The organism is Vibrio sp. Vb0304, assembly GCF_033338995.1.
Lineage (GTDB): Bacteria > Pseudomonadota > Gammaproteobacteria > Enterobacterales > Vibrionaceae > Vibrio > Vibrio alginolyticus.
Window position 1 is genome coordinate 86,695 of record NZ_JAWOTT010000010.1, and the last position, 15,773, is coordinate 102,467.

Here is a 15,773-nt window from a genome sequence, read left to right on the forward strand (position 1 = left end):
CCATATAGTAGTAAAAATGAAGCTCCCTTATCGTGCGATATGTCAGAATCTTATGACTGAGCACGAAAATCGCGGTTCAGATAAGACTCTGTTTTAAAACTAAGTTAAGATTACTTTATTATTTGCGAACTAAAAGGCGCCTTCGATGGATGCAGAACTTCTCGAGATTTACAACTTTCTCGCCAAGTATCCCCCGTTCAATGAACTCCCTGAAGAAACACTAAACAAGGTGACAGAGAGTGTCGAAATCTCGTACTACCGAGAAGATACCCCCATCATCCATTTTGGAGACTATATCCAAGATTTATACGTGGTGCGAAGCGGTGTTGTTGAAGTTTATCGACGCAAAGGTGAGCTGTATAACCGCCTTGACGAAGGTGACCTATTTGGCCAGATGGGCATGCTCACCAATAACAAAGTCCGCTTTCCGGTAAAAGCCATTGAGGATACCCTGCTCTACTGTATTCCTGGTGACATTTTCCAAGAAATTTACGATAACTTTGATTCCTTTGCGGATTTTGTTGAAGTTGAAAATAGCGCTCGTTTACGCCAAGCCATTTCAGAAAACAAAGACGCCAATGACCTGACGACGTCGAAAGTGAAAACCTTGCTAACTGGCGATGCTCATACGATTGATCGTGGTCAGACAATCCAGCAAGCCGCGCAGCAAATGGCGAATGACAACGTATCGGCTTTACTTATCGTCGACCCAGATTTCCTTCGTGACGAAGACGATCCACAGTCCCCAGTACTTGGTATCATTACTGACCGTGACTTGTGTACCCGTGTGTTAGCTGAAGGTTTGTCCCCACAGGACGATGTGTCTAGTGTGATGACCACGGAGGTCATGTCTCTTGACCACAACGCTTACATCTATGAAGCAATGTTAACGATGCTGCGTTACAACGTACATCACCTACCAGTGGTAAAAAACCAATTACCAATCGGTATTATCGAAACTACCGACATTGTTCGTTATGAATCTCAGAATTCGTTGTTGTTGGTGAGTAGTATTTTCCAACAACAGACTATCGAAGATTTAGCCGTTGTTGCCGAAGAAGTGAAAAGCAGCTTCGTGCGTCTGGTCAATGAAGATGCCAACTCTCACATGGTGGGTAGCGCGATGTCGGTCATTGGCCGAAGCTTCAAACAACGTCTGCTAGAAATGGCAGAAGAAGAGCTTGGCCCACCGCCAATTCCTTATTGTTTCCTTGCACTTGGCTCAATGGGGCGAGATGAGCAACTGTTGGTGACTGACCAAGATAACGCCATCATTCTAGATGAGACCTATCAAGAAGAGAAACATGGTAAATACTTCGAAGCCCTAGCAAAATACGTCAGCGATGGGTTAGATGCCTGTGGCTACAAATATTGCACAGGCGATATTATGGCAACCAACCCACTATGGCGCATGACTCGTTCAGAGTGGGAAGAATGTTTTGCTGACTGGATTGATAACCCGAACCCGAAAGCACTACTCAACGCCTCTATCTTTTTCGACTTAGATGGCGTCTATGGCCGCTTAAAATGGGCAGAACAGTTAACTAGCTTTATTGTTCGTCGCGCTCGAAAGAACAACCGCTTCTTAGCGTGTTTGGCTCGTAACGCACTAAACAGAACACCACCTCTAGGCTTCTTTAAAGACTTCGTGATGGAAAAAGATGGCAGACACAACAACTCCATCAACCTCAAACGTCGCGGTACTGCTCCTCTGGTCGACTTAATTCGCGTTCACTCTCTGGCGGTTGGTTCACGTGCACAGAACTCGTTTGAGCGTCTTGACGACATTATTGATGCTGGCATTTTGCCAAAAGGTCGAGCACAAGACTTAAAAGACGCGTTAGAATTTATTTCCATGGTACGTATTCGTCACCAAGCGACGGATGTGGAACTAGGCATTGAGCCTGATAACAATATCGAACCGGAAAACCTCTCTGAGTTTGAACGTCGCAACCTAAAGGATGCATTCCAGATCCTAAGCAATGGTCAAAATTTCCTTAAGTTCCGCTACCAAGCGAACAAGAGCTTTAAGTGAGGTTTAGCATGATTAAAAAGCTCTTTCAGAAGCCAACCATTCAGTGGCCAACGAAGTTTGAACAAAAGCTGGAGATGGCGAAGGATGAGAATTTAATTGCGTTTTATAGCAACAAGCCGCCTGCTCCAGAAACACCGTTATCTGAGGTGGAGTTCGTGGCGTTAGATTTCGAAACGACGGGTTTGAATCCTGAAAAACATGACATCATTACTATTGGCTTGGTGCCGTTTAACCTGAAGCGAATTTTCCTACGTAACTCGCGTCATTGGAAGGTACGTCCACAGCGTGCACTCGATGAAGATTCAGTCATTATACACGGTATTACTCACAGCGAATTGATCGATGCACCTGACTTAGGCGATATCTTAAGCGAGCTGCTACCATGCTTAAGCGGGAAAATCATTGTTGTTCATTACCGTCGTATCGAGAGAGAGTTTCTGGATAAAGCGCTCAAAAGCCGTTTAGGGGAAGGTATTGAGTTTCCTGTTTTAGATACGCTGCACCTTGAAGAAACGATTCAACAGAAACGTTCAGGCTCTCTCTGGGAGCGTTTAAAAGGGAAAAAACCAGAATCGGTTCGGCTAGCGCAATCTCGACGCCGTTATGGGCTGCCAGACTATACGCCTCACCATGCATTAACCGATGCAATTGCTACCGCAGAGCTACTGCAAGCGCAAATCGCCCATCATTACAGTGAAGAGCAACCCATCAGTGAGTTCTGGCTGTAATATACTTCACGCTTAATAGCGATCAAAAAAGGAGCCAGATGGCTCCTTTTTTTTGCTTAGCTTGAGACAAGATTACAGCTTAAAGCGTTGAATCTCTTGTTCAAGTTCGTGTGATAGCTCAGACAGGTGAGCAGCTTGTTCTGCTGCTTGATGAGCTTCGACTGACAACTCGTTAGACACGTCACGAATACCTTCAGTGTTACGAGTGATCTCAGTGGTTACCGATGCTTGCTCTTCTGCTGCTGAAGCAATCTGCGTTGCCATATCACTGATACGCTCAACAGCAGTGTGGATTTGCGTCAAGCTCGCTGCAGCCGCATTGGCATCATCAACACTGGTATCAGCTAGACGACGACTGTCACCCATAATACCGACCGCTTTGGCTGTTGTGCCTTGTAGCATCTCGATAGTTTCTTGAATCTCTTGCGTTGAAGCATGAGTACGTTGGCTCAATACGCGGACTTCATCTGCAACCACAGCAAAACCACGGCCTTGCTCACCTGCACGTGCCGCTTCGATCGCCGCGTTAAGTGCAAGTAGGTTCGTTTGCTCTGCAATGCCTTGAATCGTTGATAGAATCGTATTGATGCTATTTCCGTGTGCTTCTAGCTCTTGAATCACATCAGTAGCAACTTGAACTTCTTGCGCTAAGTTCTGAATAGAGCCTTGCGTTTGAGTTACTTGGCTTGAACCGTGTGAACAAGCTTGAACCGCTTCTTCTGAGTTACTTGCCGTACTATCAGCATTACCTGCAATTTCTTGTGTCGCTGCTGCCATTTCGTTCACAGCCGTCGCCACCATGTTGATTTCATCTTGCTGGTAAGAGATACGCTGACTACGCTCCTCAGCCTGCTGTGCTGTCGTGCGTGCTTGCTCTGAAAGCGCAGAAGATACGTGGCTAAGCTTAGTAACCATTGTGTGCATGTTGCCAACAAAACGGTTGAAGTTTTCCGCCAGTTTACCTACTTCATCATCACTGCGTGGTTCTAGGCGTTGCGTTAAGTCACCTTCGCCAGATGCAATTTCTTCCAGTGCATTTGATACGCGGTTCAAGTCACGGAACAAGAAACCAACTAGCCAAGAAACTGCAAGAATAACCACAATCGTGATCGCCACAGCAGTGAACAATAGATCTCGTAGCAATACCGCATGACCTGCTTCTTCTGTTGCGCGATCCATTTCAATCGCAAACATCCAATGCGTACCAGGAACTTTATTGAAGTAGTAAAGCTTCTCTTTTCCTTTGATTACCGTATCTTCGATACGACCTTCATCGGCGGCGCGCTCAATTGCCTCTTCTGAAAAATCTTTTAGAACACTGGTGATAGGCTTAAGCGTCAAGCTTTTATCTGGATGCGCTAAGAAGGTGCCTTCATTCATGTCGATTAGCATCGCATGCGCGTTTTCACCTGCATCTAAGTTAATCACATCGCTGATAAGCTGATCGATCAGTACGTCCGCACCAACAACACCAACAAACTGACCATTTTTCATTACTGGCTCAGCAATGGTCACAAGTAGTGCATTCGTGATTGCGTCTTGATATGCGGCTGTGATGATTTGCTTACCCGCGGCATCAGCATCCTTGTACCAAGGACGTGTGCGAGGGTCATAATCAGCACGGTTACGCTCCGGATGAGAGCGGTACATATCACCGTTTGGTGTACCAAGGAAGATGTCATCGAAGCCACCAGCCTTGCGAGCTTGTTGTAGGAAAGGAACAACGTCTTGCTCGGTCGAGTAGTCGTTGAACGCAGTGGCAATATCTTTACGGATATTGACCCAATCAGAAATTCCCTCTGACGCAGTAGTACTAAGACTTTGCGCACGTGAATAGACACCTGAACGAGTCTGATCAAATAATTGACCAGCCGACAACCAAGTAAGTGCTGTTGCCATCACAACAACAGCAGAAAGGCTTGCGCCTATAAGCTTTTGTTTTAATGATAATTTCATATTTATAGTTTTTTGAGTTGGGAGAACAGTTAAGGTGCATGAATATTACACACTTTTTTACGACTATTCACTAATTTTTAAAAAACAAAATAGCACATTAACTCTTTGTAAAATATGAACTTTCATGTGTCATTTTTTTGTCTCGAGCGTCATAAAAACCGCACAAAAAAAGCCAGCAAATTGCTGGCCTTTTGATTAATTGTTAGTCAAACGGTTTTATAAAATGCCGAATTACTGACGCTCAGTTCGCATACCCATCAATAAGCTCACACACATTGCAAGCAGAATGAAGGTAAATGGCAGTGCTGTAGAAATGGCACCAGCCTGAAGAGCTTGAACCGCCTCGGAGCCACCAATCCATAGCAGAGCAACCGCAATTGCACCTTCCATGAATGCCCAGAAGACACGTTGAAGTACAGGTGCATCGACTTTACCACCTGCCGTGATACTGTCGATAACAAGTGAACCAGAGTCAGAAGACGTAATGAAGAACACAAGTACCAGCACAACAGCGATGATAGAAAGCATGCTACCAAATGGAAGAACATCAAACATTTGGAACATAGCAAGTGATACGTCAGTCAAGCCATTTGTGCCCAGCTCACCTACTTTATCAACAACTTGCTCGATCGCCAGGCCACCAAATACAGACATCCAAACAACGGTAACCGCCGTTGGAACCAGCAGAACTGCTGTGATGAACTCGCGAACGGTACGGCCACGAGAAACACGCGCGATGAACATGCCTACGAATGGCGACCATGAAATCCACCAAGCCCAGTAGAACACTGTCCAGCCTTGGAACCAAGCTTCGTCCGTACGACCAAACGGGTTACTTAGTGGGATGATATTCTCTACATATGCCATAAGTGTGGTTGGAATCGAGCCTAGGCTCGCCGCCCAACCGATAAGACCAACAAGGAGAAGTAGCAAGAACGCCACAACCATGTTGATGTTACTAATGACTTTAACACCACCATCGATGCCGCGTACGACTGAAACAACAGCAAGTAAAGTCACCACGGTAATAACGACGATTTGCAGACCTAGGCCTGGCTCAACACCAAATACGTGATGAATACCACTTGCTGCTTGCTGCGCACCTAGACCTAGGGATGTAGCAAGACCAAATAAAGTCGCAAGCACAGCCAGAATGTCCACAATGTGGCCAGCCCAACCCCATGCACGATCACCCAGAAGTGGGTAGAAGATCGAACGCATAGATAGCGGTAAACCTTTGTTGTAGGCAAAGAATGCTAAAGAAAGTGCTACAACACCGTAAATTGCCCATGGGTGAAGGCCCCAGTGGAACATCGTTGCACCCAGTGCCAATCTCGCGGCTTCTGGTGTATTTGCCTCAACACCAAGTGGCGTTTCATACCAACCGGTGAAGTAAGCGACAGGTTCTGCAACACTCCAGAACATTAAACCGATACCCATACCAGCTGCAAATAGCATTGCAAGCCATGACATAAACGAGTAATCGGCAACAGCGTCTTTACCACCTAGTCGGATCTTACCCATTGGTGAGACGATAAGCGCCAAACAGAAAATAACGAAAATGTTACCTGCAATAATGAACAACCAATCGAATGAACCAATAATTTTCCACTTCAGCCCATCAAGTGCCGTCTTTGCGGTATGTGCATCTAGAACTAATGCAGCGACAAGAAACAGCGCAATTAAACCTGCACTAATACCAAAAACTGGGTTATGAACATCAAAACCCCATTTTTGAACGTTGTCCTGACCTACCGTATAGTCGGTACTATCGATACTGTACTTATCTATACCCTTTGTCATCGTTCCTCTCTATTTTTGTAGTGTTTTTACGTACCAAACAAAAAAATCTTTCGAACACGATACGTTTTGCATTCCGTGAAGGCGCAAGATCCTATCATTTGACACGTTTTTGTCTATCTTTTTGCTATTAAAAAATCCAATAACTTACTTTTCACTGTGTGGTTACGGCCTTTGATAGAACAAATCACTACTACAATAGTTAGACCACAAACATTTATTGCTATAATAATTTTAGCTCTTCTTATTTTGTCGAAAAGGCGCGACAAAATGGTATTGAGGACACGGCGTAAAATTGTAGAGGTAATTTTTGATTTCCCCCCTTTAAATAAGGGCGCATTTAAGTTAGTGTCGCCTCGATAAATGTTCCCTACAGACTGGATGAATAAATTGGAAAAGTACGAAGAAGTATTGGTCTCGATTCGTCAGATCATCCGCGCTATTGATTTACATTCTAAAAAGCTGAGCAAAGAGTCTGGATTGACTGCTCCACAGTTGATTTTGATGCGCGCTATCAATGACTTAGATAACGTGACGATTAAACAGTTGTCTAGCCACACTAACATGAGCCAAGCGACCGCAACGACCATTCTAGATAGACTAGAACGAGGCCAGTTTGTTGAGCGTCAGCGCAGTGTTCAAGACAAGCGTAAAGTGCATGCTGTACTTACGAGCAAGGGCCAAGAAGCCTTAAAACAAGCACCAACGCCGCTGCAAGAGCACTTCATTAATCGATTCCAAAAATTGGAAGAATGGGAGCAATCCCTTCTACTATCTTCCGTTCAACGCATCTCGACGATGATGAATGCAGAGGACATCGATGTTGCTCCAATGCTAGAGCTTGGTAGCATTACCAAAGCCGATTAGTTTCGCTCCCACGTGCTCGCTTTTTGCGGGCACTACTCTCCTACTCAGTCAACCCAGTTTCAAACGCATATTTTGCTAACTCTGCCGTCGAATGTAAGTCCAACTTGTGCTTAATGTTATGGCGATGCGTCTCTACCGTTCGATAACTAATATTGAGTAAAGTGGCGATTTTCTTGCTGCTGTTTCCTTGAGCAACTAATTTAAGTACCGCTTCTTCCCTGCGGCTGAGAGGATTCGTTTTTTGCGTGGCAGGCACCACTTCTTGGGTAAAGAGTGTTTGTGTGACGGATTCACAGAAATACGTCGAGCCTTGGTTCACCGTTTTTATTGCTTGCACCATTTTCTCGGCCGAGATTTCCTTGAGCATATATCCTACGGCACCAGCTTGCATGACCTTCATGATGTACTCGCGATTATCGTGCATGGTCAACATAAGTATTTTGCTCTCTGGGCGAGCTTCTTTAATCACACCAGTCGCTTCAATACCGTTCATTATTGGCATGCTGATATCCATCAATATGACGTCCGGTTGCAAGTGCTTTGCGACCTCTATCGCTTCCAAACCATTACTTGCTGTACCCACCACTTCGATGTCAGGCTCTAACTCCAAACGAGCCATGAAGCCATCCAATACCACTTGATGATCATCGACAATCACTACACTAATCGGTTTATCCATAAACTATTTCATCCAAATTAAGCAGCACGGTAATCTCTGTTCCCAAGCCAAGCTCACTCATTAGCTCAAATTCACCACCGATGAACTCTACACGCTCTTGCATGTTCCTTAACCCAATCCCTTGTTGGTGCACTGCATGGTTAACCACAAATCCAAGCCCATCGTCACGTATGAGTAATTGCAGCATATTGCCCATTTTTTGCAAAGTAACCGTTACTTTTTTCGCTCGCGCATGTTTTTCAATGTTATTCAAAGACTCCTGAGCGACGCGATATAGTGTCGTTGCGACTTCCGAAGTCAGTTTATGCTGCTGAGTATCGAAATTGCTCTCGATATCAATCCCGGAATGGGAATGAAAGTCCTGTAGCAAGGTCGTCAGTGCTGCTTCTAAACCGATATCATCGAGGGCGCTTGGACGGAGCTGATGAGAAATATGCCGCACCTCGTTTATCGCGGTAACGAGCGATCGTTGTGATTTATCTAAGTGGGATTTGAGTTTTTCGTCTTCCAGTCTATGACTCATTAAGTCTAAATGACATTTACTGGAGACTAACAACTGATTGATTCCATCGTGCAGTTCTCGCGCTAAATGCTTTTTCTCATCTTCTTGGAACATCACGGTTTTATGTGCCAGTTCTTTCAGGTTCTTATCAGCGAGGCGATGCTCGTGCAGATTGATCGCCAAAGTGAGAACAATGATTACAGCAACGGTCACCGCTAAGATCACGACGACTGAGAAAAATGTCGTTTCGATATTTTTGTTCACCGCCGCGCGCATATTGGCGACTTCTCGGCTTACATCCTCAATATACAGCCCAGTCCCTATCATCCATTCCCACTTATCGAGCCATGCAGCGTAACTAAGCTTAGGGACAACTTCACCCGTAGATGGCTTTTGCCACAGGTACTGATGAAATCCACCACCAGATTGCGCTTGATACAATAAAGCTTCGATTAAGCGATCGCCATTTTCGTCTTCAAGATAGAGTAAGTTTTCCCCGACAAGCTCCGGAAGAACTGGGTGTACAAGGTTGGTACCATATTTATCATAAGCAAAAAAATAGCCGTCCGACCCATAACTCAAACGATTTAAAATCGCTTTCACACGCGTTTTGGCAACACTCTCTTCTAAAGTCGGATCGTTGTAGATGTAAGAAATGGAGTCAAAAGCGACGTCGACCGTATCTTTCAGCGCCGCTTCTTTTGATTGGATCAGGTTTTGATGAAAGATCTCTACCTCCCTTTTGCCAAGGGTCTTGGTTTGATAGATAGAGATCCAGCTGATACTCGCTGACACCAATACCACGGGTATCAGTGTCAGCAGAATTAACTTTGCTTTGAGAGGCATCCCTTCCCTCCATGAAACGCTGCCTTTACAGCTTACTATCTTAGCAGTACAAACGAATCGATTGTGTCTGCATAGACATAATTAACAGCTTAACAACTTGTCTCAAAAGGTAAAAACTCTCAGTTCACAAAATCTCTTTATTATCGAGTGATTAACTCATACCGTAAAAACCTGGGAAAAACAGCAAAGACGCCAACACAACAATCTGAATCGCGATGAATGGCATCACACCTTTGTAGATATCTCGCGTAGTAACCCCTGCTGGAGCGACACCTTTTAGATAGAACAAACTAAAGCCAAATGGCGGTGTGAGGAACGACGTCTGTAAGTTCATCGCAATAAGAATCGCAAACCACGTCATATTAATGCCCATCAATTCAGCGACTGGCGCAATAATTGGCACGATGATAAAACAGATTTCAACGAAGTCGATAAAGAAACCTAAAATCAGAATCACCACCATGGTAATAATAAGGAATCCCCACTTTTCACCCGGCAGTTCTAACATCCACTCTTCAACTAAATAATCACCACCAGTGTAGGTAAATGCCATTGAAAAGGCGGTCGCACCAAGTAAGATCGCAAAGACCATTGCGGTTACTTTAACTGTCTCTTTTGATGCATCATAAATCATCGACCAACTAAACTGTTTATACAATAGTGATAAAATTATCGCACCTGCACCGCCCAGTGCCGCTGACTCTGTTGGTGTTGCAATCCCTGCAAAGATGGAGCCCAATACCACGATGATCAATGCTAAAGGTGGCAATACAGCTTTCAGTGCGGTGAGCACTTCTTGTTTACGACTGATCGACTCATCGCGCTCTATCGCCTGTGCGGCTTGAGGGTTCAACTTCGCGTAGATGAGAATATAGATCACATAGGCGCCAACAAGTGTAATACCGGGCCAGATCGCAGCTTGAAATAGGTCCCCTACCGGTACGCCAAGTACATCACCCAACAAGATCAACACGATAGAAGGTGGGATAATTTGGCCCAACGTGCCAGACGCACAAATAGTCCCACACGCTAAACCTTTGTCGTAATTGTACTTGAGCATCACAGGAAGAGATATTAAGCCCATCGCAACAACTGATGCGCCTACCACACCCGTTGAAGCCGCAAGCAATGCGCCAACTAACACGGTAGAAATAGCGATACCACCGCGAACGCCACCGAACAAACGCCCCATTGATTCTAGTAGCTGTTCAGCAAGCTTCGTTTTCTGTAGCACTAGCCCCATAAAAACGAACAGCGGTACGGCCATTAGCACCGTATTTTCCATAATGGACTGAATTCGATATGGCATAAAAGCAAACATCTCGATGCCTTCAGCCCAAACACCAAAAATCAGCGCGATACCACCAAAAGTAAAGGCAACGGGAAATCCCAATAGAAGCGCAAAGAGCGCAACAAAAAACATCACTATACCGATCATAATGACTTCCTTTTACGACTTACCGTTATTACCGGCATAGATGAGATGAGGGTTGACAATTTTGTTGATTGAATGAAGTAACAATCCAATACCACTCACCGCCATAAAGAAAAATGACAGCGGAATCATCGCTTTGATAATCCAACGATATGGTAAGCCACCTGGGTCACCAGACGTCTCGCCTAACGCGTAACTTTCCTTAGCGAAATCAACACCAAACCAAGCTACCAGTAGGCAAAAAGGGAATAAGAAAAATAGTGTGCCTATGATGTCGATGATGGATTGTGCTTTGTAAGATAAGCGTTCATAAAAAATGTCGACGCGAACATGGCCACCGGACTTAATTGCGTAAGGCACACCAAGCAAGAACACGGCAGAGAATAGATGCCATTCCATTTCTTGGAATGCGATAGACACATCATTAAACACGTAACGCATGACAACGTCGTACACAACGTTTGCTAACAACAAAATAAACAGGATGCTGGATAACCATCCGAGGAAATCGCTAAAGCGGTTAAATAATCGCTCAATATAAATAAGACTTCTCATTCCGAACTCCGTGGAACGTTTAGATGCGCTCCGCTATGGTGCGGAGCATTCATTATGAAGTTTTCTTGGGCTTCGATAGCAGGCTAAACCTCTCGGCATCGCCTGCTTCATAACGTTATTGTTGAGCTTGACTGTTTAAGTACGCTCGGTGCGAAATATCTGACCATGGTCGAACTTGATTCATATAGTTCGCTTGCGACTCTTGAATCTCTTTCGCCAAAGCATCTTTTTCTGCATGTTCTTTCAACAAACGATCGTTTGCTTCTCGCAACGCAGCTACTACTTCAGGTGGGAAATCTTTTACTTCAACATTTGGGTATTCAGACTTAATAGATGCCCAGTTTTTGCCACTTTCGTGTTTCGATTGCGTGTACATATCGTAAGCGGCCGTTTTCATGGCTACTTGCAAAATCGCTTTTAGGTCATCAGGTAGACGATTCCAGGTACGCTTGTTAACGAGGAACTGAAGCTCAGTCGCTGGCTCATGCCAACCTGTGTAGTAGTAAGGCGCGATTTTGTGGAAGCCCATACGTAGATCCAGCGATGGACCAACCCATTCCAAGGCATCAATTGTGCGACGCTCTAGAGAAGTATATAGCTCACCAGGGGCGATATTCGTTGGCTTGGCACCTAACTCAGCCAAAATCTCACCAGCAAACCCTGGGATACGCATTTTCAAACCCTGTAAGTCCTCGACGGACTTGATCTCTTTTTGGAACCACCCGCCCATCTGAGTATCGGTATTACCGCCAGGGAAAGACATCAAGTTATGTGGAGAGTACACTTTTTCCATCAGCTCCATACCACCGCCGTAGTAAAACCATGCATACTGCTCAGTTGGCAACATACCGAAGGGCATAGAAGTGAAGTAAAGTGTGTTTGGAACCTTACCCTTCCAGTAATAAGACGCTGAGTGACCCATGTCATACTGACCCGACTTAACCATATCAAACACCCCAAAAGGCGCTTTATGCTTGTTTGCGGAATCAATGCGGATTTGCAAACGTCCGTTGGACATCTCTTCCGCCATTTTGGCCATGTTTTTTGTGGTATCACCAAAAATTGGGAAATTAGGCCCCCAAGTTTCAGCAAGCTTTAAACGATAGACTTTTTCAGCAGCGTTTACAGAAGTCGCTGCGAGTGCCATCGCGGCAGCGACAGCGGTTGTTTTGAGCACTCGTTTTAAAGATTTTTGGATTAGACTCATCGTTCACGTCCTTTATCACCAAGGTTATTGTTGTCATCCATTTCATTAGGATTGGCTGTATTCGGTATAAAAGATGTAACAATGTTGTCTAATGCGAAATGGGCATGAACACGGAAGCGAGTAATTCATCAATAAGGCATTAGCCTAAGGTATTACGTACAAGTACGTAGGACAACCGTCATGACAAAAGACTGTTAATAGCAAAATCAATAAATTATATTTTTATCTATAAATAAAAATAAAAGACAATACGTACGTATTTTTCTGCCAAAAAATTTACATAGTATTTAAGAAAATGTGACAAACCACTTATTGGCAGTGTTAAAGTCAGTACTTAATGCATTATTTCCAATACCAAGATAAAAAATACCTCGGCATCGGCCGAGGTATTCAATCTAGAACGGTAGCGGTAATTAAACTGCTTTGTAGATAACTTTGTTACCTGCTAACTGCTCTTTTTGAACTAGGTTTTCTTCAAGAAGCTTCTTTAGTGCGCCAGTAGCCCATGATGCCGCTTTAGTATCTTCTTGACCTGCAGCTAGACCGATGCCTTTAGGGTTAATACCTTCAGCATTCGCCATAACGATGTCTAATACTTGTTGTTGCTTAGGAGTAAGGGCAACATCAACTGTTTTCACTGCAGCTACTTTTTTATCAGCTACTACTTTCTCCGCAACAGCTTTTTCAGCAACAGAAGGTGCTACTGCTTTTTCCGCAACAGGCTTCACTGCTTTAGGTGCTGCAGCTAAGTTTGCTACTGTCGCTTTAATGCGTTTTTGCAGTTTCATCTGCACTTTACGCTTATGAGCAAGTCTCATTGAATATTTCTCCAGTTCACTGCATCTCAGCAGGGATGAAAATTTGAAGCGCGTTTTATACCAAAATTCACAAGCAATTTGTAGGTTTTAGCGGCGAAACGCGATGAAAAATGCGCTCAAAGCATAGAACGTCTACTATTTAATCAGATATTTTATGAACGGATTTATTGAATACTGGGTATAAAAACAGAGGTTTGTTTTATTTTAAATGCAAATCAATGCACATAAAGCTACCCACTTATTTTTGGACAAGTATTCGATGAGGTTATAAGCATGGAAACGCTGCACCTAACAAATTCACATTTCAAACCCGACTCCCCTATCAACAGAATACTTTTGTTGCTCGTTGCACTCATCACTTTGTTTTTGGTTGCCATTTCTCCGGGATGGAAGCAAGCCATGTTGTCGGTCATTTTGATGTCTGCAATCGTTGGTTTCGCCATCTTGATGATTAAGAAAAGCCAAGTCACTTTTACGCTGACAGCTTCTCACTTTCAGCAACACCTTTTTAAAGGAGGTTGGGTCGTCCGATGGCGAAATATTGAGTCAATCGGTATTTGTAGCTACCAACAGGAAGGGTGGCACCAACCGCTACCTTGGATCGGTATTCGTCTAAAACACTACTCACCCTACTTAAATTCAATCTGCCCTCGTATAGCGACAGAAATTCTCCTCAGCCAGCGAGCACTGCTTTACTTAGGCGCGAAACAAAATCAGTGTGAAGATAAGTTTGAGGATATAGTGCTTGACCCTAAACCGTATATAAACAGAGATGGGATTGAGTACAAAGGTTTGTTAGCGATGCTCGCCAACCGGATGAAGTATCAGAGAGGCTTTTATGGCTACGATCTATTTATATCAGCAAGTGATCTAGATCGTGAGGCTGAGGATTTTGTGGGACTGACTCGGCGATACTTAGCTGCCGCCGAGCCAGAATAATGCTTAGTACACGCACTTTTAGTAAAGCGGCATCTCGTCAGCAACGAACGGGTTAGTTTTACGCTCATGACCGAAAGTCGATTGAGGGCCGTGACCAGGGACAAACGTGACATCACTGCCTAAAGGCCACAATTTCTCTTTGATAGAACTAATCAACGTATTGAAATCACCTTGTGGGAAGTCAGTTCGACCAATGCTACCGTTAAACAAAACGTCACCCACAAACGCTAAACGCGCTTCTTCACTGTAAAGCACAACGTGACCAGGTGTATGACCAGGTGTGTGGAATACGTTCAGCACTTGATTACCGAAAGTGACAGTGTCACCCTCACTTAGCCATTGGTGCGGTTCAAACGCTTCTGTCAGTGGGAAACCAAACATTTGGCTCTGACCTTCCAAACCTTGCAACCAGAAGTTATCTGCCTTGTGAGGACCAACAATCTCTGTACCGCCAAGCAGTGCAGACAGCGGCTCCGTGCCACCTACGTGGTCCAAGTGACCGTGTGTTAGCACTAGGTTTACCACGTCAACACCCAGCTCTTTGATAAGCATAGCGAGCTGCTTTTCATCGCCGCCTGGGTCAACCACAATGCCTTTCATGGTTTCGTCACACCAGACAATAGAACAGTTTTGAGAGAAAGATGTTACTGGAACAACTTGGTATTTCAGAGCCATAGATAACCTATACCGAATAAATTTGCGTGAAAACTGCCGCAACTATGACACTAAGGCCTAGCGACTTCAAGCTTTGAACTGTGGGTAATCGACGACGTTCTGAGACTAGAAACCTTGTCTCAACTGGCACTACCAGGAACGAACAGCACCCGTATCGATATGAACAAAGTTACTGCCTGGATAATAACCCACGCCACCGGCTTTTAGGCTTAATGCAGCATCACGAACCGTTGAAAGCTTCACGCCGTCTAAACGGAAATCAATGGCCTTTCCTTCCATGTGCATGCTCTTTTTCGCTACACGAGAAGACCCGTTGCGCAGCGAGGCGTTAGTGGCAGGAGAACGGTAACCTGAAATGACGATCACCTCTGCTTCTGTACCAATTAACTTTTGAATTTGACTTATTTGATCGAACAAGCGTCTATCCATGGGATGAACCTCATTTCGTCGATGGTCTCGACAAAACTCATTCAGCCTTTGCAGTTCATCATTAATGTATCGTTTTCCATCGAAATAGCATGTTTCGAGGATCTCTCCAGTATTAAGGTTGTTCATCGCCAGCGCACGTGGCTCGTCAGGGAGTGAAGCCCAAGAAAATGATGGCAGGGCAGACGCCAACACCACACCACCAGCGGTCATTTTAAGGAAATCTCGGCGGGAAAAGTTACGACTTACCATTTCAAAATACAGTGCTCAACAACTAGACAAGTCGTGGACATTAACCAAACACA

Annotated in this window: 14 protein-coding genes; 4 read left to right on the top strand and 10 right to left on the bottom strand. The window is 44.6% G+C overall.

Annotated elements, in window-relative coordinates:
- Nucleotides 1-145 precede the first annotated feature (145 nt).
- Together R7P35_RS13930 and R7P35_RS13935 are read left to right on the top strand one after the other, a co-directional pair.
- Complete coding sequence (locus tag R7P35_RS13930; protein WP_053306567.1) at nt 146-2,035, top strand: DUF294 nucleotidyltransferase-like domain-containing protein; 1,890 nt, start codon at nt 146-148, stop codon at nt 2,033-2,035.
- Nucleotides 2,036-2,043: 8 nt separating this feature from the next.
- A complete protein-coding gene (locus R7P35_RS13935) occupies nt 2,044-2,763 on the top strand; it encodes a 3'-5' exonuclease (protein ID WP_005376881.1) in 720 nt (239 codons plus the stop codon).
- Between the two features lie 72 nt (nt 2,764-2,835).
- Here R7P35_RS13935 and R7P35_RS13940 read toward each other — a convergent pair whose 3' ends face one another.
- A complete protein-coding gene (locus R7P35_RS13940; RefSeq protein WP_005376880.1) occupies nt 2,836-4,719 on the bottom strand; it encodes a methyl-accepting chemotaxis protein in 1,884 nt (627 codons plus the stop codon).
- 231 nt (nt 4,720-4,950) lie between these two features.
- Nucleotides 4,951-6,522 carry a BCCT family transporter gene (locus tag R7P35_RS13945; RefSeq protein ID WP_005376879.1) on the bottom strand — a complete coding sequence of 524 codons (1,572 nt, stop codon included), beginning with the start codon at nt 6,520-6,522 and terminating at the stop codon, nt 4,951-4,953.
- A 387-nt stretch (nt 6,523-6,909) separates the two neighbouring features.
- Between R7P35_RS13945 and R7P35_RS13950 the strand changes: the two genes are divergently transcribed.
- Complete coding sequence (locus R7P35_RS13950) at nt 6,910-7,386, top strand: MarR family winged helix-turn-helix transcriptional regulator (protein ID WP_005376877.1); 477 nt, start codon at nt 6,910-6,912, stop codon at nt 7,384-7,386.
- 40 nt (nt 7,387-7,426) lie between these two features.
- Here the strand turns inward: R7P35_RS13950 and R7P35_RS13955 are convergent, their stop codons facing one another.
- From R7P35_RS13955 to R7P35_RS13980, 6 genes are all read right to left on the bottom strand, one after another.
- Nucleotides 7,427-8,065 carry a response regulator gene (locus R7P35_RS13955; RefSeq protein WP_005376875.1) on the bottom strand — a complete coding sequence of 213 codons (639 nt, stop codon included), beginning with the start codon at nt 8,063-8,065 and terminating at the stop codon, nt 7,427-7,429.
- On the bottom strand, nt 8,058-9,413 hold the full coding sequence (locus R7P35_RS13960) for a cache domain-containing protein (protein ID WP_053306569.1): 1,356 nt from the start codon (nt 9,411-9,413) through the stop codon (nt 8,058-8,060). Before R7P35_RS13960 ends, R7P35_RS13955 begins: the two co-directional genes overlap by 8 nt.
- A gap of 151 nt (nt 9,414-9,564) precedes the next feature.
- Entirely contained in the window at nt 9,565-10,851 is a 1,287-nt protein-coding gene (locus R7P35_RS13965) for a TRAP transporter large permease (RefSeq protein WP_005376871.1), read from the bottom strand.
- 12 nt (nt 10,852-10,863) lie between these two features.
- Entirely contained in the window at nt 10,864-11,403 is a 540-nt protein-coding gene (locus R7P35_RS13970; RefSeq protein ID WP_053306570.1) for a TRAP transporter small permease subunit, read from the bottom strand.
- A gap of 115 nt (nt 11,404-11,518) precedes the next feature.
- Nucleotides 11,519-12,610: a TRAP transporter substrate-binding protein gene (locus R7P35_RS13975; protein WP_017636112.1), complete on the bottom strand. Its 1,092-nt coding sequence runs from the start codon at nt 12,608-12,610 to the stop codon at nt 11,519-11,521.
- 413 nt (nt 12,611-13,023) lie between these two features.
- Complete coding sequence (locus tag R7P35_RS13980; RefSeq protein ID WP_005376863.1) at nt 13,024-13,428, bottom strand: hypothetical protein; 405 nt, start codon at nt 13,426-13,428, stop codon at nt 13,024-13,026.
- A gap of 273 nt (nt 13,429-13,701) precedes the next feature.
- On the opposite strand from R7P35_RS13980, the gene R7P35_RS13985 reads away from it, so the two are divergent.
- The gene (locus R7P35_RS13985) at nt 13,702-14,367 is read left to right on the top strand and encodes a DUF2982 domain-containing protein (protein WP_005386825.1); all 666 of its coding nucleotides are present in this window, start codon (nt 13,702-13,704) and stop codon (nt 14,365-14,367) included.
- 18 nt (nt 14,368-14,385) lie between these two features.
- Here R7P35_RS13985 and R7P35_RS13990 read toward each other — a convergent pair whose 3' ends face one another.
- Entirely contained in the window at nt 14,386-15,042 is a 657-nt protein-coding gene (locus R7P35_RS13990) for an MBL fold metallo-hydrolase (protein ID WP_005386824.1), read from the bottom strand.
- Nucleotides 15,043-15,171: 129 nt separating this feature from the next.
- The gene (locus R7P35_RS13995; RefSeq protein WP_031778936.1) at nt 15,172-15,720 is read right to left on the bottom strand and encodes a DUF882 domain-containing protein; all 549 of its coding nucleotides are present in this window, start codon (nt 15,718-15,720) and stop codon (nt 15,172-15,174) included.
- Nucleotides 15,721-15,773: the final 53 nt, after the last annotated feature.